Here is a 17,738-nt window from a genome sequence, read left to right as displayed (position 1 = left end):
AGCCTAACGCCGACGCGGTGCGGCGGCGTCCGCCTCGGGTGGCAGGCCGGCCAGGCGGACGGCCACGGCCCCGCCGACGTTGAGGGCCAGGTGCAGCAGTGCCGGTGCGAGGACGCTGCCGCTACGCCGGCGCAGCCCGTCGAAGACCACCGCGGAGAGTCCGGTGACCAGCACGGTTCCGAGCACGTGGTGACCGGCGTCCCTCGCGGGCCGCACGTGCCACAGCCCGAAGGCCGCCGCGTGCAGGCCGGACCCCGCCCCACCCGGACCGAGCAGCGCCGCGAGAACGCTGCGGAACAGGAGTTCCTCGGCGGCGACGGTGCCGAAGGGAATGTGCAGGCCCACCCATTCGTAGAAGTCCTCGCGTTCGGCGCGGGCCTCGTCGACGAGCCGGGAACGCAGCGACGGGACGGCCAGCATCACCCCGTAGGCGGCGAGCGGGACGGTCGCGGCGGCCGCACCCCAGCGGGCGCCGGACACCAGGTGCACCGGGTCGAGTCCCAGCGTCGCCCGTTCCAGGCCCGAGGCCCGCGCCGCGCTCACCGCCGCGGCGCCGACCGCCGCGGACAGCACGGCCCGCCCCCGCGGCCCGAGGCGCGTGGCCGGCAGCACCGCACCCCAGCCGACGACCGCCGCGGCGACGGCCGGACCGAGCCACGGCCGGCGGCGAGCCCGTCCCGCCCGGCTCACTTCTCCGGTCCCTGCAGGTCGTCGATGACGGTCAGCGCGAACCGCACCCGCTCGGTGTCGGTCTCCGCCCAGCCGTCGGGCCGGGCGATCGCGAGCCACCCGTCGAGCACCGTGGTGCCGTAGTTGTGGCCGTGACCGTCGGGCACCCCCGCGGCGTTGGTCAGATCCGCCGACACCTGCCAGAACGTCACGAACGGGAACCACCGCATCTGCGGCAGCCGATCGGGTCCGGGCGGTTCGGACAGCCAGTCCGGCCGGGTGAAGATCAGGTCCGGGGACCACCACACCACCGGATCGGACGCGTGCTGCAGGTACAGGATCCGGGGGAACAACCATGGGGTGTCGGGTTCGTCGATCGACGCGCGGTTGTCGGCGAAGCGCACCACCAGGCCGTCCGCGTACACCGGCTCGACCTCGGTGGTGCCCGGGTCGCGCCGGGTGACGAGCTGACGCCACAGGCGGTTCGAGTTGGGCGGACCGACCCACAGGACACCGTCGACGGTGTCGCGGATCTCGGCGAGCGTGCCGAAAGCACCCTCCCCCGACTGGGTTCCGAGGCTCTCCCCGTACAGGTACAGCTTCGGGCGATGCTCGGCGGCCTGGGCGAGCCACCGGTTGTGCACCCGGTCGATCAGCATGTCGCCCGCGGCGGCGGCCTTCTCGCGGTCGGCGAGGAACGAGATCCAGCTCGGCATGTACGAGTACTGCCACGCGACGAGGGCGACGTCGCCGTTGTGGACGAGTTCCATCATCATCGCCGCGGTCGGATTGACCCATCCGGTGCCGGTGGTCGGGATGACGACGAGCACCTCGCGGTCGAACGCGTCGGTGCGTTCGAGCTCGTCGATCACCAGGTCGGCACGCGCCTCGGGGGTGTCGGCGGTCTCGAGTCCGGCGTAGACCCGGATCGGTTCCTTCGCCGGGGCGCCGTTGATCGCGGTCAGCTCCGCGGCGCTCAGTCCACGGCCGACGAAGTCGCGCCCCTGGTAGCCGAGCGTGTCCCAGGCCGCGAACGACTCCGGACTCCCGGACTTCTCGGGCACGAGCGGCTGCGTGACTCCGGGGCGGGTCTCGTTGTTCTGGAGACCGAACACCACGTTGAGTCCCGCGTAGGCACCCCGGGCCAGCACACCGTCGATCAGCATGAAGGTCACCAGCACCACCAGCAGCGCGCCGAGCGAGCGAGCCGCACCCGGCGGCATGCGCAGGCGCCGCACGAGTTGCCATGCGACGATCCCCGCGAGTTCGCGCAGCCCCCGCCAGGTCGCGATCAGGGTGATCGCGACGGCGGCGGCGAGCACCAGGGTCCGCAGGTACCCGCTGGTGGTGGTGCCCTCGGCGGTCATCAGCGCGGCGAGCTGACGCTGCTGCCGCGAGGCGAACACCAGGGCCACCAGCGACGCGAGCACGGCCGCGACCGGGACCGCGACCTTGATCGCCCGCAGCACGGGCAGCGGCGGCGGCCACCACGGTCGGTTCGCCAGCAGCAGCCGGTACCCGGCCCAGCCGACGGCACATCCCACGCCGTAGCCGATGGCGACGTTGATGCCGCCGATGATGCCCTGGAACAACCAGTCGCGGGGCAGCAGCGACGGGGTCAGCGACCAGCAGAAGAACAGGGCCGCGAAGGCGATGCCGGTGAAATCCAGGCTCAGCAGTCCCCACGCCTGGGCGGTGTGGGGATGACGGTCACCGAATTCGGTGACCGCGTCGATGATCCGGCCCTGCCGGGCCTCGATCAACGCCAGCCGATCGACCTGGGATCCGACCATCGCTCACCCGAACAACGCCGGCAGCGTGCCCTCGTAGACCTCCCGCAGTTCGGCCATCGAGACCGAGAACCGGCCCTGCACCTCGACGGAGTCGGAGCCCTCGTCGACGACCCCGATCCGCACCCACGGCATGTTGCGCGCCGTGCACATGCCGGTGAAGCGGGTCTCCTCGGTGCGCGGCACCGCCACCAGGACCCGGCCGGCGGACTCGGAGAAGAGGGTCACGAACGGATCCGCGTCCTCCGGCAGCAAGATCCGGCAGCCGGTCTCGCCGGCCAGCGCGGCCTCCACGACCGCCTGCGCGAGGCCGCCCTCGGACAGGTCGTGGGCGGCGGAGATCAGGCCGTCGCGCGAACCGGCGGTGAGGATCTCGGCGAGCAGCCGCTCCCGCTCGAGGTCGACCTTCGGCGGCACGCCGCCGAGGTGGTCGTGCTCGACCTGCGCCCAGATCGAGCCGTCGAACTCGTCGCGGGTCTCCCCCAGCAGGATCAGGGTCTCGCCCGGCTCGAGGCCGAGGCCGGTGGGGATGCGCCGGTGCACGTCGTCGATCACGCCGAGCACGGCGACGACCGGGGTCGGCAGGATCGGGGTCGCCCCGGTCTGGTTGTAGAAGCTGACGTTGCCGCCGGTGACGGGAATGCCGAGCTGCGCGCACCCGTCGGCGAGACCGCGCACGGCCTGCTGGAACTGCCACATCACGCCCGGATCCTCCGGCGAACCGAAGTTGAGGCAGTTGGACACGGCCTTGGGGGTGGCACCGGTGACGGCGACGTTGCGGTAGGCCTCCGCGAGGGCGAGCTGCGCGCCGGCGTACGGGTCCAGCTGGGTGTAGCGGCCCGACGCGTCGGTGGCCAGCGCGATGCCGCGGCCGGTCGTCTCGTCGACGCGGACCACGCCCGCGTCGGCGTTCTCGGCGAGCACCGTGTTGCCGCGGACGTACCGGTCGTACTGCTCGGTGATCCACCTGCGGCTGCACAGCTGCGGCGAGCCGATCATCTTCAGCAGGGTCGCCTTCAGCTCCTCGGGAGTCTGCGGGCGCTGCAGTCCGGCGGTGGTGTCCGCGACGAGCGCGTCCTGGGACTCCGGGCGCTGCACCGGACGGTGGTACACCGGGCCCTCGTGCGCGACGGTGCGCGGCGGCACGTCGACGACGGTCTCACCGTGCCAGGTGATGACGAGCCGGTCGCCGTCGGTGACCTCGCCGATCACGGTGGCGAGCACGTCCCACTTCTTGCACACGGCCATGAAGGCGTCGACGTTCTCCGGGGTCACGACGGCGCACATGCGCTCCTGGGACTCGCTCGAGAGCACCTCCGCGGGCGTCATTCCCTTCGCGCGCATCGGGACCCGCTCCAGCGCGACGTGCATGCCGCCGTCGCCGGCGGCGGCCAGCTCGGAGGTCGCGCAGGCGAGGCCGGCGCCGCCGAGGTCCTGGATGCCGACGACGAGCTTCTCGCGGTAGAGGTCGAGGCAGCACTCGATGAGCACCTTCTCGGTGAACGGGTCCCCCACCTGCACCGCCGGCAGCTTCTTCCGGCCGGAAGAAGATTCGTCGCCCTCGAAGGTCTCCGACGCCAGGACGGACACGCCACCGATGCCGTCGAGACCGGTGCGCGCACCGAACAGGATGACCTTGTTGCCCGTGCCCGACGCGAACGCCAGGTGCAGGTCCTCCTTGCGCATCGCTCCGGCGCACAGCGCGTTGACGAGCGGGTTGCCGGCGTAGGAGGCGTCGAAGACCGTCTCGCCGCCGACGTTGGGCAGGCCGAGGGAGTTGCCGTAGCCGCCGACGCCGCGGACCACGCCGTCGACGACGCGACGGGTGTCGGGCGCGTCGGCGGCGCCGAAGCGCAGCTGGTCCATGACCGCGATCGGGCGGGCGCCCATCGCCATGATGTCGCGGACGATGCCACCGACACCGGTCGCGGCGCCCTGGTACGGCTCGACGTAGGACGGATGGTTGTGGGATTCGACCTTGAAGGTGACCGCCCAGCCGTCGCCGATGTCGACGACGCCGGCGTTCTCACCGATACCCGCGAGCATCGAGGCCCGCATCTCGTCGGTGGTGGTCTCCCCGAAGTACCGCAGGTGCACCTTGGAGGACTTGTAGGAGCAGTGCTCGGACCACATCACCGAGTACATGGCCAGCTCGGCGTCCGTGGGACGGCGGCCCAGGATCTCCCGGATGCGGGCGTACTCGTCGTCCTTCAGCCCCAGCTCGCGGGAGGGCTGGGCGACATCGGGGGTTTCGGCGGCGTGGGTGACGGTATCCACCTGCGGTGACACTGGGCGTCGGGTCCCTTCACTCTGGGATCGAAACGGCAGGCCGGGCGCGCGCTGCCGCGGCCAGTCTATCCGGGCGCACGCCCGGCACCGTCCACCGGTGCGACGCCCCGCGGCGGCCGCACCGCCGTCAACGCGTCGAGATCCACGCTCACCCGGTGACCCGCGGCCGGAAGCGTCACCTTGCCCGTGTACTCACCGTCGTAGCGATACCACCCGTCATCGAGCACGAACACCCCCAGCGTCGCGGGTTCGACCAGGTCGACCATCCAGTAGGCGGGGATGCGCGCCTCGGCGTACTCGGAGAACTTCGTGACCCGATCGGTGCGGACGCTGCCCTGAGCCATGACCTCCACCACCAGCCGCACGTCGGCGGCCGTCGCGCGGTCGGGGTCGGCGTCCACCAGCGCCCGGTCGACGACGATGCCGTCCGGGCAGCGCACCGTCAGCGGGGACTCGGTGAGCAGCACCTCCACGTCGCCGAGCACGGCCAGTTCCTTCGGCAGCTGATCGGCGAGCTGGGCGACGAGCCCGAACGCGACGTGCTGGTGCAGGTATCCGGGCCGCGGCGACGCCGACAGCACCCCTTCGCAGACCTCGACGTGGAACTGCTCGTATTCGGGCAGTTCCGTCCATTCGGCGAGCGTCAGCAGATGGTCGGGGAACGACGGGCCGGTCACAGGATCACCACCGTTCGCGGTCGGGCGAATTGTCCCCTCAGTCTGGCACCGGATGCCGGGCCGTGCCGGTCAGTTCGCCGGAGTGAGGAATGCCCCGAGAGCGCGGGCGTACGCGGTGACGTCCTCCGCTCCCATGAGCTCGCGCGCCGAGTGCATCGCGAGTTGCGGCGCCCCGACGTCGACGGTCGTCAGTCCGGTCCGGGAGGCGGTGATGGGGCCGATCGTCGAGCCGCACGGCAGGTCGGCGCGATGCACGTAGCGCTGCAGCGGCACCCCGGCCTGATCGCAGGCGAGCGCGAACGCGGCGGCGCCGGCGGCGTCGGTGGCGTAGCGCAGATTCTGGTTGACCTTGAGCACGGGGCCGCCGTTCACCGCGATGCGGTGGGCGGGTTCGTGGCGGTCCGGGTAGTTCGGGTGGGTGGCGTGGGCCATGTCGCCGGAGGCCACCACCGAGCCGGCCATCGTCCGCAGGAAGTCCTCGCGGCCCCCGCCGCGGGCCAGCACGACCCGTTCGAGCACGGTGTTCAGCAGGTCGGAGAAGGCGCCGCGGTCGGACATGCTGCCGACCTCCTCGTGGTCGAACAGGGCGAGCAGCGGCACCGGGCCGCCGTGCTCGGCGACGTGGCCGACGGCGGCGAGCAGCGCCGCGGTCCCGGCGTAGCAGGTGCCCTGGTTGTCCAGCCGCGGCGCGCTGACGAGGTCCGAGTCCGTCCCGATCAGGGTGGACGGGGCCAGGTCGTGGGTCATCAGCTCCCAGCCCAGGATCGCGTCGGCCTCCACCTCGACCGCCTCGGCGAGGAAGGCGAGGAAGGACCGCGGCGCGGTGCCCACTCCCCACACGGCGTTGACGTGCCGCTGCGGATCCAGTTGCACGCCCTTGCGGTCCTCCGAGAGGTGGATGGCGAGCTGGGGGACGCGCAGGATCGGCCGGTCGACGCGCACGAGGACGTCCTCGGCACCGTTGCCGGCCCGCACCGTGAGCCGGCCGGAGACGCCGAGATCGCGGTCCAGCCACGAATTCAGCCATGCTCCCCCGTACGGTTCGAGACCGACCAGTTGCCAGCCCGCCGAGGCGAGGTCGGGGTGCTGCTTGACCCGCAGGTTGGGGCTGTCGGTGTGGCCGCCGACGATCCGGAACGGGCGGGCGGGGTCGCCGTCGGCGCCCTCGGTGCTCCACGCGATCAACGATCCGCCCCGCAGCAGGTAGTAGCGGCCGGGCTCGCTCGGCCACACCTGGGTCTCGGTGAGCTGCGTGAAGCCGGCGTCGGTGAGGGTGGCGGCGACGGTCGCGCACACGTGGAACGGCGACGGCGACAGATCGACGAAGTTGCACAGGCCCTGGGCGTCGGCAAGCGTGGTCGTAGGCATGGCTGCATCCTCGCACCGCACCCGCCTCGACACACCCCGGCCGCGCCACCCCGTCCCCCGCGAGGGGCGTGACCCCGTCGTCGCCTCGACGGGCGCGGGATCGAATCCCGCCCGCGGGGCCGCGCTGCCGGCGCCGGTCAGTGCCCTCCCGCCACGCAGAACTGGTTGCCGTCCGGGTCGGTGAGCGTCACCCACCGGAACCCGCCCATGTCCTGGCGGTGCACCTCGCTCGCGCCCGCCTCGACGAGCCGGCGCACCTCGGCGTCGAGGTCGGGCGCCACCAGGTCGAGGTGGATCCGGTTCTTGCCCGGAGTCGGATCCGGAACCTTCTGGAACCCGAGTTTCTGTGCGGTGCCGGGCATTCCGACGACGTAGAACCAGCCGTCGTTGTCCTGCTCGATCCGGCCGCCGGTCTGCTCGGCCCACCACGTGGCAAGCGGGCCGGGGTCGGCGCTGTCGAAGGTGATCATGCCGATGTTCAGTGCCATGGCCGGGACGGTAGCGGACGGGACCGACACGAGTGTGCCGCAACGGCGCCGGGTCCGCCGTCAGCAGGCGGCGCGGACGAGCTGGGTGATGCGGTCCACCTGTTGATCGGTGGGGGTGACGGCACCGTTGGCGGACAGCTCGGCGACCTGGCTGTTGATCTCCTCGTCGCTCGCGCCGTCGTCGATCAGGGGACAGGTCTCGGTGACGATCGCCTCGATGGAGGCGTCGTCCCGACCGTCGGCCAGGTTCGGATATCCCGTCCGGAAGGTTGCGACGAAGGTCCCCAACTTCGCTGCGTCGACGGCACGTTGGACGACGCTGGAGGCGACGCTGCCGGCCGGGCGGGTCGTGCTCGTGGGCGCGGACGTCTCGTCGTCGGATCCGCAGGAGGTGAGAAGGAAGAGGGCGGCGACCGCCGCCACCACAGCAGTCTTGGTCTTCATCGTTCGAGCGTGACACGCCAGGACGCACCCGCGCCGGTGAAAGGCGGAATTCACCGCGAGCGGTCGCGCTCACGCGTTTCCCGGCCCGGGCAGGAGACGGCCGAACGGCCCCGGCAAAGATGCGTAATGCTACTCGAGACAACAACGACGACGTGCGGCATAGTGGTGCCCGGCACGGCCGATCGGGGGATTCGGCGGTGCCCGCCGGAGCCGGTTGGGGGCCGCGCTCCGGACCGCAGGAGAAGGGGCCCCGCCGCTGATCGGGACGGCGGCGGGGCCCCTTTCGTCGCGTCGGGCGACGCTCGTCTCAGCTCCGGGCCGCGACCTTCGCCGGATCCAGCTCCAGCCGGCGCAGCAACTGCGCGTTCAGTGCCACGACGATCGTGGAGACCGACATGAGCACGGCAGCGACCGCAGGCGGCAGGACCACCCCGGCGAAGGCCAGCGCACCGGCCGCGAGGGGCACCGCGACGACGTTGTACCCGGTGGCCCAAGCCAGGTTCTGCCACATCTTGCGGTAGCTCGCCCGCGACAGTGCGATCACCGACAGCACGGCACGCGGATCGTCCGCGGCCAGGACCACGCCGGCCGATTCGACGGCGACGTCGGTGCCCGCGCCGATCGCGATGCCGACGTCGGCCCGCGCCAGCGCCGGCGCGTCGTTGACCCCGTCGCCGACCATGGCGACGCGGTGCCCGCGGGCCTGCAGCTCGGCGACCTTCGCGTCCTTGTGTTCGGGCAGCACGTTCGCGAACACCTCGTCGATACCGAGGTCGGCGGCGACGGCGTCGGCCACCTGCCGCGCATCCCCGGTGATCATGGCGACCTTCACCCCGCGCGCGTGCAGGGCGTCGATCGCCTGCCGCGATTCCTCGCGCACCGCATCCTCGAGCGCGACGGCTCCGAGCACCGTGCCGTCGCGCACGATGTGCAGCACCGACGCTCCGCGGGCGACCCAGCGGTCGGTCGCGGCCGCGACGTCGGCGGGCACGTCCGCCCGCAGGTCCGCGAGCACGGCCGGACCGCCGACGAACACGGTCGCCCCGTCCACCACGGCCCGCACCCCGCGGCCGGGCAGAGATCGGAAATCCTTCGTCGGCACCATGACTCGCCCTCCCGCGGCGGCGACGACGGCGCGGGCCACCGGGTGTTCGCTGTCGGATTCGACGGCGGCGGCCAGGGCCAGCAGGTCGTCCTCGGTGGTGCCGGCGGTGGCGACGACGTCGGTGACGACGTGCCGTCCCTGGGTCAGGGTCCCGGTCTTGTCGAACAGGACGACGTCCACGCCGCGCATCCGCTCCAGCGACAGCCGGTCCTTGACGAGTACGCCCGCGCGGGCGGCGCGCTCGGTCGAGATGGCGATGACGAGCGGGATGGCCAGGCCCAGCGCGTGCGGGCACGCGATGACCAGGACCGTGACGGTACGGACGACGGCCTCGTCGACGTTGCCGAGCAGCGTCCACACGGCGAAGGTGAGAACGCCGGCGACGGTGGCGAAGTAGAAGAGGAAGGCCGCGGCCCGGTCCGCGAGCGCCTGGGCTCGCGAGGACGAGGCCTGCGCGTCGGCGACCATGCGCTGGATGCCGGCGAGCGCGGTGTCCTCCCCCACCGCGGAGATGCGGACGCGCAGTGCACTGTCCGTGGCGACCGTGCCGGCGACGACGGTGTCGCCCACGGCGCGGGGCACGGCTCGGGACTCGCCGGTGATCATCGACTCGTCCACGTCGGCGCGCCCGTCGACGACCGTGCCGTCGGCCGGGACGCGCGCACCGGCGCGCACCAGCGCGACGTCGCCGACGGCGAGGTCGGCGAGCGCGACCTGCACGACGCCGTCCGCGGTCACCCTCTCGGCGGTGTCGGGCAGCATCGCGGCCAGGGCGTCGAGCGCGCGCGACGCCGAGCCCAGCGCCCGCATCTCGAGCCAGTGCCCGAGCAGCATGATCACGATCAGCAGCGCGAGTTCCCACCAGAAGTCGAGGTCGAACCCGCCGAGCCCGAGCGTGGTCACCCACGAGGCCGCGAACGCGACGCTGATGGCCATGGCGATGAGCAGCATCATTCCGGGCCTACGGTCCCGCAGCTCGTTCCACCCGCCGACGAGGAAGGGACTGCCGCCGTAGGCGAAGACGACCGTGCCGAGGACGGGCGAGACCCATCCGGCCCACGCGGCGTCGGGCAGCGCGTAGCCGAGCAGGTCGGCGAACATGGCGCTGAACGCCACGATCGGAACCGCGAGAACCAGGCTCACCCAGAATCTGCGACGGAAGATCTCACCGTGCGGACCGTGCCCGGCGTGCCGGTCCCGGGCGCGGTGGGCGTCGCGCGCTCCGGGCGGCGCGGTGTGGGCAGCGTGTCCGTGGTGTGCGAGCTCTGTCATGGCTCTCGCCTCGATCCGTTTCCGTTTCCGTGGACCCCTCCATTGATACCCCCATGGGGTATAAAGGGAAGGGGTGGGGCGGTCACGATCCGGTCACGACACCGTGCTAGCGCTCGAGCATGGCGCGCATCTCGTCGATCTCCGCCTGCTGCGTCGCGATGATCGACTCGGCGAGTTGCCGCGCCTCCGGATTCACGCCGTCGGCCAGTTCGGTCTGCGACATCTCGATCGCGCCCTCGTGGTGGACGATCATCATGGTCAGCCACATGCGGTCGAAGTCCATGCCGCGGGCACCCATCATCGAGTTCCACTCGTCGTCGGACATCATTCCCGGCATCCCGCCGGGCATGCCCATGCCGCCGTGACCCATCCCGTCCTCGTCCGGCGCCTCCTGCCCCCAGCTGTCGAGCAGCGCCACCATCTGCTCCATCTCGGGTCCCTGCGCGGCCTCGATGCGGGCGGCGAGGTCGATGAGCTGCGGATCCTCGCTGCGCTCGGGCACGGCCCGGGCCATCTGCACGGCCTGCGCGTGATGGGGATGCATCTCCTGCAGGAACTCGACGTCCGCGTCGACGAACTGCGCCTGCCCGGCCGGGGCCGAGGTCTGGGACGTGCCCGGAGTCGCCGTCCCCGCCTGTTGCTGCGGCTCGTCGCTGCCGCACGCCACGATCACCAGGGCCAGCGGAACCGCCGCCGCCGCCGCTACTACTCTCCTGTTCCACAACATGATTCGAACCTACTCGCCGTATCTGCGGAGCCCGGCGCCGTGGCCCCGCCCCGGCCGGTCCTTCATCGAAACTTCATCGGCTGCAACGCCCGCCCACATGCGACGGCGCGCACACTCGTCGTAGGAGGTGCGCGATGATGGGTTGGTACGGCGGCGCAGGCTGGGCCGCCGCCCTCGCGATGGGGGTGTTCTGGCTGCTGCTCGCCGGGGTGGTGGTGTGGGCGGTGATCCGGGCGGCGGCACCACCGGATCCCGGCGACGACGCCCGCCGGATCCTGGACCGGCGGCTCGCCTCCGGCGAGATCGACCTCGCAACCTACCGGGCCCTGCGCGACGAACTGGACGCGCGGTCACCGCGACGGACGCGTCGATAGCTCCGCCTGCTCGATACGTGATGCAGCGCGCGCACGGAGTCACCGCGATCGGATCCGTCGTCGACGGGACGCCGAACAATCTTCTGCCGCAACCCGAGTGGCGGGCATCCGGGTGCGCCCGGTCGTGGTCACCCGCGGCACGGCCGGAACCCTGCGCCACTCGATCGTCAGCGGTGTTCCCGGCGGGCATCGAACGCCGCGACGACCCGCTTCGGCGCGGTCAGCCGCCACGCATCCTCGATCAGTTCCGCCAACTCGACCGTATCGACCGCGGCGAAGACCACGTCGACCCAGCCGTAGCGCCCGAAGAACGGGGCCGCGCGGAACACGTGCGGGTCCTCGTGGAGCAGGGCCGCCTGCGTGTCCACGGTGGCTTTGAGGCAGACCGTGGCCGCACCGTAACCCAGGAGGCCGAACATCCTGTTCCGCACCCGGTACGTGGGCTGGTCACCCCAGCTGTCCACCACTACTTCACGCGCCTCGGGCAGGGCCAGCATCATCGCGCGCACACTGTCCGCGCTGGTCATGGGATCTCCTCGGTCGGCGGACAGAGCCACCCAGTTGTACACCCGACCCTCGACAAGGAACGGACGCCGGCGAGCGCTGGGTACGCTGACCGCGTGCACACCCCCGGTCCACGCGTCCTCGTAGTCGACGACGAAGCAGCCCTGGCGAAGGTGGTGGCCAGCTATCTCGAGCGGGAAGGCTTCGAGGTGGCACTCGCCTACGACGGACCGACGGCCGTCGCGCTGGCCCGGCAGACGGACCCGGTGCTCGTGGTGCTCGACCTGATGCTGCCGGGCTTCGACGGGATCGAGGTGTGCCGGCAACTGCGGACCTTCTCGGACGCGTACGTGCTCATGCTCACCGCCCGTGGCGACGAGGTGGACAAGGTGATCGGCCTGTCGGTGGGCGCCGACGACTACGTCGTGAAGCCTTTCGGGCCACGGGAGCTCGTCGCCCGGGTACGAGCCCTGCTGCGACGGCCCCGCAGCGGCACCGCGGCGGAGGCACCGCGCCGCATCGGCGGGCTCGTCGTCGATCCGGTGTCGCGCACCGTCTCGGTCGACGACACGCCGGTGGAGCTGACGCGTACGGAATTCGATGTGCTGCTGGCGCTTTCGGATCGACCGTCGGCGGCGCTCTCGCGCCGGCAGATCATCGACGAGGTATGGGGGCCGAACTGGTTCGGCGACGAGCACATCGTCGACGTCCACATCCGTGCGCTGCGCCGCAAGCTCGGCGACGATGCCGCCGCCCCGCGCTTCGTCCGTACCGTGCGCGGGGTCGGGTACGCGATGGAGACCACGCGGTGAACCGGCTGGGACTGCGTGGGCGGCTGCTGATCGCGCAACTGCTCGTGCTGTTCGTCGGGGCCGCGACGCTCACCGTCGTCGCGACGCTGGTGGCCGCCCCGCTGTTCCACTACCACCTCGCCCACGCGGGCGTGGAGGACACGCAGGTCCGCCTTCACACCGAGGAGGCGTTCGCGCAGGCCGGGGCGGTCGCGCTCGCCGCCGGGGCAGCCGTCGCACTCGGCGCCGCGGCGATCACGTCCGTGGTCCTGGTGCGCCGCATCACCGCGCCGGTGGGCCGGCTGGTGGATGCCGCGGGCCACGTCGCCCGCGGCCGCTACGACGTGCCGATCACCCGGTCCGGCGACGCGGACTTCGCCCGGCTCGAGAACGCCTTCGCCGACATGGCGGGCCGCCTGTACACCACGGAGCTCTCGCGACGCCGACTGCTCGACGATCTCGCCCACGAACTGCGCACACCCGTCGCGACGCTCGAGGCCTACCTCGAGGGCATCGAGGACGACGTCCTGCCCGCCGACGCCACCTCGTGGCGGGTGATGCACCACCAGCTCGACCGGCTGCGGCGTCTCGTGTCGGACCTGTCCGACCTCTCCGCCGCAGACGAGCACGCGCTCGCCCTGCACCCCGAGGAGGGCGACCTCGCCGCGGCGGTGACCGCATCGGTCTCGGCCGCGGCCCCGCGGTTCGCCGACAAGCGGGTCGGGCTCGAGGCGGAGCTGCCCGAGGCGCTGCCGCCGGTCCGGTTCGATCCACAACGCGTGGCGCAGATCCTGGCGAACCTGCTCGAGAACGCCCTGCGGCACACGCCGGCCGGGGGCCGGGTGGTCGTCACGTGCGAGCGCGCGAACCGGGCGGCCGTGCGGGTGCGGGTCCGCGACACGGGCGACGGCATCCCCGCGGATCAGCTCGACGCGGTGTTCGAGCGGTTCCACCGGATCGATCCGGCCCGCAGTCCCGGCGGCAGCGGCCTGGGCCTGACCATCGCGCGCAGTCTCGCCCGCGCCCACGGCGGCGATCTCACGGCCGCGAGCGACGGGCCGGGGTCCGGCGCCCGCTTCGACCTGACCCTGCCCACGAACGGGTGAAGGGACCCTCCTCCGGCCGAACCGGACGACGGGTCCCTTCACGGGGGAATCAGGCGGAGACGACCGCGTCGAGAACGCTGTAGAACATGCCGAGCCCGTCGTCGCTGGGGCCCGTGAGCGCTTCGGTGGCGTGCTCGGGGTGCGGCATCAGGCCGACGACGCGGCCGTTCGCCGACGAGATGCCCGCGATGCCGCGCTGGGAGCCGTTCGGGTTGTCGCCGGCGTAGCGGAACACCACGCGGCCCTCACCCTCGAGTTCGTCCAGCACCTTCTCCGAGGCCTGGAACCGGCCCTCACCGGACTTGAGGGGCACCAGGATCTCGGCACCGGCCTCGTAGCGGGTGGTCCACGCGGTGGTGTTCGACTCCACCTTCAGCCACTGGTCGCGGCAGATGAAGTGCAGGCCCTCGTTGCGGGTGAGGGCACCGGGCAGCAGACCGGCCTCGCACAGCACCTGGAAGCCGTTGCAGATGCCGAGCACCGGCATCCCGCCCCGGGCGGCCTCGACGACCTTGCCCATCACCGGGGCGAACCGCGCGATGGCGCCGCAGCGCAGGTAGTCGCCGTAGGAGAAGCCACCCGGCACGATGACCGCGTCGACTCCCCGCAGGTCGGCGTCGCCGTGCCAGAGACTGACGGCCTCACCGCCGGCGAGTTCGACGGCGCGGGCCGCATCGATGTCGTCGAGCGTGCCCGGGAAGGTGACGACTCCGACGCGGGCACTCATGCGTCACCGTCGATCCGCCGCACGGTCCAGTCCTCGATCACCGTGTTGGCGAGCAGAGCCTCGGCGATCTTCTCGACCTCGGCGTCGTCGACGCTGCCGTCGACCTCGAGCTCGAAGCGCTTTCCCTGACGGACGTCGGACACGCCCGCGAAGCCCAGTCGCGACAGCGCCCCGACAATGGCCTGGCCCTGAGGATCGAGAATCTCGGCCTTGGGCATGACTTCGACGACGACACGAGCCACGTGCTGCTCCTCGGTAGTAGTGCTGGCGCCCGGGGACGGACACCGGACAGCCGCAGTTTACCGGCCGACCCGAGCCGGTCCGGAATCGGCAGGGCCCGACGCCGGCGGCCCCGTCACGGCTGTGGCGGCTCCGGCTCGGCGAGCGATGCCGTGAAGTTCTCGACGATCTCGGCCGCGAGGGTGCGAACCTTGACGTTCGTCGCCTGCGACATCGCCGACAGCTGCGCGAACGCGGTGTCCGCGTCGACCCGGTGCGCTGCCATGAGCAGGCCCACGGCCCGGCTCGTGACACCCCGTGTCTCCAAGGCGGTCCGGAGCGAGGCGGCCTCACGCTCGCCGGCGGCGAGCAACTCCTCCCGCAACCGCGACATCTCCAGGTGCACGCGGACCCGGGCAATCAGCTCGCGGGGATGGAACGGCTTGACGACGTAGTCGTCGGCACCGGCGCGCAGCCCCTCGACGGCCGACTCCGGTCCGGCCCGGGCCGTGAGCAGGATCACCGGCAGCCGTGCCAGCCGTTCGTCGCCCCGCACGTCCTGCAGCAGCGACAACCCGCTGCGCCCGGGCAGCATGACGTCGCTGAGGAGCAGGTCGGGAAGCTCGGTCCGGATCCGCTCGAGCGCGGACTCGGCGTCGGCGGTGACGTCGACGTGCCAGCCCTGCGCGGCGAGCAGGTCGACGAGATGGTCACGCATGTCCGCGTTGTCCTCGACGAGGAGGAGGCACGGTTGCCCCTCGCGTGGTCCGGTGCCGGGCGTCGTGACGGGCCGCCACGCCTCGATCTCCCCCAGGTACGCCGCGCCGGCGGAGGCCACGACGTCGTCCGCGGCGCGCGGTGCCGGCTGTGGGCTCGGCACCGCGGGCACCGTCACCGTGAACACCGAACCGTGTGGGTCGACGGCGTCGACGGACACCGAACCACCAAGGGCGGCAACGAATTGCGCGACGAGAGACAGCCCGATGCCCGAGCCCTCACGGCTGCGGCCGGACCGGTCGCCGATCTGGTAGAAGCGGTCGAAGATCTTGCCCCGCTCGGTCTCCGCGATGCCCGTGCCCGTGTCGGCGACACACAGCACCAGGTTCGCCCCGTCACCCCGCAGGGACACGGAGACCGATCCCTCCGGCGTGAACTTGATCGCGTTGGACAGCAGGTTCAGCACGATGTGTGTCCACATCGCCCGGTCGGTGGCCACGTACCGGCTCGGCACAGTGTCGACGTCGACGAGGAGCGCGAGTCCCGCGCGGTCCGCGGCGTCGCGGAACAGCTCGGCGCCCTCGCGCGTCACCGCGACGATGTCGGTGGGCTCGACGTGGGGGTCGAGCCCACCGGCGTCCCCCCGCGCGACGTCGAGCAGCATGTCGACGAGCCGCTGCAGGCGCAGGGCGGCCCGCCGAGCCGCCGCGACGGCGTCGACCTGGGCGGGTGGCAGCGCGGCGGCGTGCTCGTCGAGCAGGGTCTGCAGCGGCCCGAGGAGCAGCGTCAACGGGGTGCGGAACTCGTGGCTGACGTTCTCGAAGAACCGGCTCTTGGCGGCGTCGAGCTCGGCGAGTTCGGCCGCCCGCCGGCGTTCGGTCTCGTAGGCCTGCGCATCGGACAGGGCCGTGGACACGCGGACCGCGACCATGTCCAGGAACACCCGGTACTGCTCGTTCAGCTCGCGGAACCGGCTGACGCCGAGCACCAGCGAGCCGGCCGGGCCACCACCGGAGACCGGGAGCGGCAGAACCACCGCGGTGTCGCCCTCGGGACCGAGTTCCGCGACGGTCTCGGCCCTGCCGGACTCGGCGACCCGGGCGATCACCTCCGACAGGTCCGACGCGGCGCCAGGACCGGTGCCGAACTCGGCGACCGTCGCCATCACCTCGTCGCGGCACAGGTGGGCACTGCCGAACGGCAGATCGTCCTCGTGGCCGGCGAGCAGGCCGAGCGCGGCCCGGCAGGCATCGTCGGCGGCGTCGGTCTCCGTCATCGAGAGCTGGCCGAGTTCCCGCAGGACGGCGGCCCGGCGCTCGGCGAGCACCTGCTCGGTGACGTCGGTGGTGGCGACGAAGATGCCCTCGACGGTGCCGTCGGCGGCCCGGACCGGGCTGTAGGAGAACGTCCAGTACGTCTCCTCCGTGTAGCCGAAGCGGTGCATGAACAACTGCATCCGTTCCGACAAGGTCGGCTCACCGCGTTGCGCCTGGGCGACGAGAGCACCGATGAAGTCCCAGATCTCGCCCCAGCACTCGGAGGCCGACTGGGCGACCGCCGCCGGGAACTTCTCCCCGAGGAGGGGCCGGAAGGCGTCGTTGAAGATCTGCACCAGCTGTGTTCCCCAGCACAGCAGCATGGGCACCCGGGACGGAACGACGGTCCGCACGGCCGCCGTCAGTTCGGGAAGCCAGGTGTCGATCGGCCCGAGCGCGGTCGACGCCCAGTCGGCGTGGCGGTGGGCGGTCGCGGTGGGATCCGGTCCCGGGAACAGGGCGTGGGCCGACGTCTCGTCGTTCACCTCGGTGTCGCCTCACATCCTTGCCGTCGGTCCTGTCGGAGGCTCTCAGGATAGAGCGACCCGACCCCCGCCTTCGGGCCTTGTCCCACCCCGACGGCACGCGGCACACCTGAAGATTCGATGAAGAGGAGGTCCCACCCTGGCGGTCTTATACCCCTAGGGGGTATAAATGAGGTGTACCCACGCAGAGGAGAATCGCGATGACCCGGCTCCTGCCCCTGACCGACACGGCCAGCGGCTGCCGCTGCGGCAGCCACCCCACCGAACCGACCGGACCGAGCAGTGAGGACCCCCGAATGAACACCCAGGCCTTCCCCGTCGTCGGCATGACCTGCGGCCACTGCGCCGGCGCCGTCACCGAGGAACTGCGCGCTCTGCCCGGCGTCGAGGACGTACACGTCGAACTGGTCGCGGGCGGCGTCTCCACCGTCACGGTGACCAGCGTCGACGGCATCGACGGCGAGGCCGTCGCCGCCGCGCTCGACGAGGCCGGCGACTACCGCCTCGCCCCCCAGTGACCCGCCGACTCGAGAAGGGACCCGCCCATGACCACGGGTGAGATGGTGCACGAGGTAGAACTCTCGATCGGCGGCATGACCTGCGCCTCTTGCGCAGCGCGCATCGAGAAGAAGCTCAACCGGATGGACGGCGTGACCGCCACCGTCAACTA

The 17,738-nt window shown here is 71.8% G+C and carries 18 protein-coding genes; 5 read left to right on the top strand and 13 right to left on the bottom strand.

What is annotated here, in order from left to right; genetic code table 11:
• Positions 1 to 3: 3 nt before the first annotated feature.
• The 9 genes from G6038_RS21000 to G6038_RS20960 form a co-directional block, all read right to left on the bottom strand.
• The gene (locus G6038_RS21000; RefSeq protein ID WP_165039709.1) at positions 4 to 690 is read right to left on the bottom strand and encodes a CPBP family intramembrane glutamic endopeptidase; all 687 of its coding nucleotides are present in this window, start codon (positions 688 to 690) and stop codon (positions 4 to 6) included.
• Complete coding sequence (locus tag G6038_RS20995) at positions 687 to 2,462, bottom strand: alpha/beta hydrolase (protein WP_165039708.1); 1,776 nt, start codon at positions 2,460 to 2,462, stop codon at positions 687 to 689. Before G6038_RS20995 ends, G6038_RS21000 begins: the two co-directional genes overlap by 4 nt.
• A gap of 3 nt (positions 2,463 to 2,465) precedes the next feature.
• Entirely contained in the window at positions 2,466 to 4,748 is a 2,283-nt protein-coding gene (gene purL, locus G6038_RS20990; RefSeq protein WP_165039707.1) for a phosphoribosylformylglycinamidine synthase subunit PurL, read from the bottom strand.
• A 65-nt stretch (positions 4,749 to 4,813) separates the two neighbouring features.
• Complete coding sequence (locus G6038_RS20985; RefSeq protein WP_165039706.1) at positions 4,814 to 5,425, bottom strand: Uma2 family endonuclease; 612 nt, start codon at positions 5,423 to 5,425, stop codon at positions 4,814 to 4,816.
• Between the two features lie 69 nt (positions 5,426 to 5,494).
• Positions 5,495 to 6,793, bottom strand: a complete 1,299-nt coding sequence (locus G6038_RS20980) for a M18 family aminopeptidase (protein WP_165039705.1) — start codon at positions 6,791 to 6,793, stop codon at positions 5,495 to 5,497.
• 137 nt (positions 6,794 to 6,930) lie between these two features.
• The gene (locus tag G6038_RS20975; protein ID WP_165039704.1) at positions 6,931 to 7,281 is read right to left on the bottom strand and encodes a VOC family protein; all 351 of its coding nucleotides are present in this window, start codon (positions 7,279 to 7,281) and stop codon (positions 6,931 to 6,933) included.
• A gap of 60 nt (positions 7,282 to 7,341) precedes the next feature.
• The gene (locus tag G6038_RS20970; RefSeq protein WP_165039725.1) at positions 7,342 to 7,707 is read right to left on the bottom strand and encodes a hypothetical protein; all 366 of its coding nucleotides are present in this window, start codon (positions 7,705 to 7,707) and stop codon (positions 7,342 to 7,344) included.
• Between the two features lie 325 nt (positions 7,708 to 8,032).
• A complete protein-coding gene (locus tag G6038_RS20965) occupies positions 8,033 to 10,102 on the bottom strand; it encodes a copper-translocating P-type ATPase (RefSeq protein WP_165039703.1) in 2,070 nt (689 codons plus the stop codon).
• A gap of 106 nt (positions 10,103 to 10,208) precedes the next feature.
• Complete coding sequence (locus tag G6038_RS20960) at positions 10,209 to 10,829, bottom strand: DUF305 domain-containing protein (RefSeq protein ID WP_165039702.1); 621 nt, start codon at positions 10,827 to 10,829, stop codon at positions 10,209 to 10,211.
• Between the two features lie 134 nt (positions 10,830 to 10,963).
• On the opposite strand from G6038_RS20960, the gene G6038_RS20955 reads away from it, so the two are divergent.
• The gene (locus G6038_RS20955; protein WP_165039701.1) at positions 10,964 to 11,203 is read left to right on the top strand and encodes a hypothetical protein; all 240 of its coding nucleotides are present in this window, start codon (positions 10,964 to 10,966) and stop codon (positions 11,201 to 11,203) included.
• Between the two features lie 167 nt (positions 11,204 to 11,370).
• Here the strand turns inward: G6038_RS20955 and G6038_RS20950 are convergent, their stop codons facing one another.
• Complete coding sequence (locus G6038_RS20950) at positions 11,371 to 11,730, bottom strand: MmcQ/YjbR family DNA-binding protein (RefSeq protein ID WP_165039700.1); 360 nt, start codon at positions 11,728 to 11,730, stop codon at positions 11,371 to 11,373.
• Between the two features lie 93 nt (positions 11,731 to 11,823).
• On the opposite strand from G6038_RS20950, the gene G6038_RS20945 reads away from it, so the two are divergent.
• Positions 11,824 to 12,519, top strand: a complete 696-nt coding sequence (locus G6038_RS20945) for a response regulator transcription factor (RefSeq protein WP_165039699.1) — start codon at positions 11,824 to 11,826, stop codon at positions 12,517 to 12,519.
• Positions 12,516 to 13,604 carry an ATP-binding protein gene (locus tag G6038_RS20940; protein WP_165039698.1) on the top strand — a complete coding sequence of 363 codons (1,089 nt, stop codon included), beginning with the start codon at positions 12,516 to 12,518 and terminating at the stop codon, positions 13,602 to 13,604. Before G6038_RS20945 ends, G6038_RS20940 begins: the two co-directional genes overlap by 4 nt.
• Before the next feature lie 49 nt (positions 13,605 to 13,653).
• Here the strand turns inward: G6038_RS20940 and purQ are convergent, their stop codons facing one another.
• The 3 genes from purQ to G6038_RS20925 all read right to left on the bottom strand — a co-directional run bounded on the left by purQ (position 13,654) and on the right by G6038_RS20925 (position 17,068).
• The gene (gene purQ / locus G6038_RS20935) at positions 13,654 to 14,331 is read right to left on the bottom strand and encodes a phosphoribosylformylglycinamidine synthase subunit PurQ (RefSeq protein ID WP_165039697.1); all 678 of its coding nucleotides are present in this window, start codon (positions 14,329 to 14,331) and stop codon (positions 13,654 to 13,656) included.
• A complete protein-coding gene (gene purS / locus G6038_RS20930) occupies positions 14,328 to 14,573 on the bottom strand; it encodes a phosphoribosylformylglycinamidine synthase subunit PurS (protein ID WP_006940332.1) in 246 nt (81 codons plus the stop codon). Before purS ends, purQ begins: the two co-directional genes overlap by 4 nt.
• A 113-nt stretch (positions 14,574 to 14,686) precedes the next feature.
• Positions 14,687 to 17,068, bottom strand: a complete 2,382-nt coding sequence (locus tag G6038_RS20925) for a PAS domain-containing hybrid sensor histidine kinase/response regulator (RefSeq protein WP_165039696.1) — start codon at positions 17,066 to 17,068, stop codon at positions 14,687 to 14,689.
• A 200-nt stretch (positions 17,069 to 17,268) separates the two neighbouring features.
• On the opposite strand from G6038_RS20925, the gene G6038_RS20920 reads away from it, so the two are divergent.
• Entirely contained in the window at positions 17,269 to 17,586 is a 318-nt protein-coding gene (locus tag G6038_RS20920) for a heavy-metal-associated domain-containing protein (protein WP_206025358.1), read from the top strand.
• Between the two features lie 27 nt (positions 17,587 to 17,613).
• Positions 17,614 to 17,738 (top strand): heavy metal-associated domain-containing protein (locus G6038_RS31495; RefSeq protein ID WP_165039695.1); only part of this gene is annotated, 125 nt, incomplete at its 3' end.

The organism is Rhodococcus sp. 14C212 (genome assembly GCF_011058195.1).
Taxonomy (GTDB): domain Bacteria; phylum Actinomycetota; class Actinomycetes; order Mycobacteriales; family Mycobacteriaceae; genus Rhodococcus; species Rhodococcus aetherivorans.
Note: the sequence above shows the minus strand (reverse complement) of the source record. Positions and strands in the feature narration are given on the sequence as shown.

Excerpts from the sequence above, each read along its gene's own strand:
- G6038_RS20960 (WP_165039702.1), bottom strand. The coding sequence starts at position 10,829 with ATGTTGTGGAACAGGAGAGTAGTAGCGGCGGCGGCGGCGGTTCCGCTG.
- G6038_RS20920 (WP_206025358.1), top strand. The coding sequence starts at position 17,269 with ATGACCCGGCTCCTGCCCCTGACCGACACGGCCAGCGGCTGCCGCTGC.
- G6038_RS20955 (WP_165039701.1), top strand. The coding sequence starts at position 10,964 with ATGATGGGTTGGTACGGCGGCGCAGGCTGGGCCGCCGCCCTCGCGATG.
- G6038_RS20980 (WP_165039705.1), bottom strand. The coding sequence starts at position 6,793 with ATGCCTACGACCACGCTTGCCGACGCCCAGGGCCTGTGCAACTTCGTC.
- G6038_RS20950 (WP_165039700.1), bottom strand. The coding sequence starts at position 11,730 with ATGACCAGCGCGGACAGTGTGCGCGCGATGATGCTGGCCCTGCCCGAG.
- purQ (WP_165039697.1), bottom strand. The coding sequence starts at position 14,331 with ATGAGTGCCCGCGTCGGAGTCGTCACCTTCCCGGGCACGCTCGACGAC.
- G6038_RS20975 (WP_165039704.1), bottom strand. The coding sequence starts at position 7,281 with ATGGCACTGAACATCGGCATGATCACCTTCGACAGCGCCGACCCCGGC.
- G6038_RS20995 (WP_165039708.1), bottom strand. The coding sequence starts at position 2,462 with ATGGTCGGATCCCAGGTCGATCGGCTGGCGTTGATCGAGGCCCGGCAG.
- G6038_RS20965 (WP_165039703.1), bottom strand. The coding sequence starts at position 10,102 with ATGACAGAGCTCGCACACCACGGACACGCTGCCCACACCGCGCCGCCC.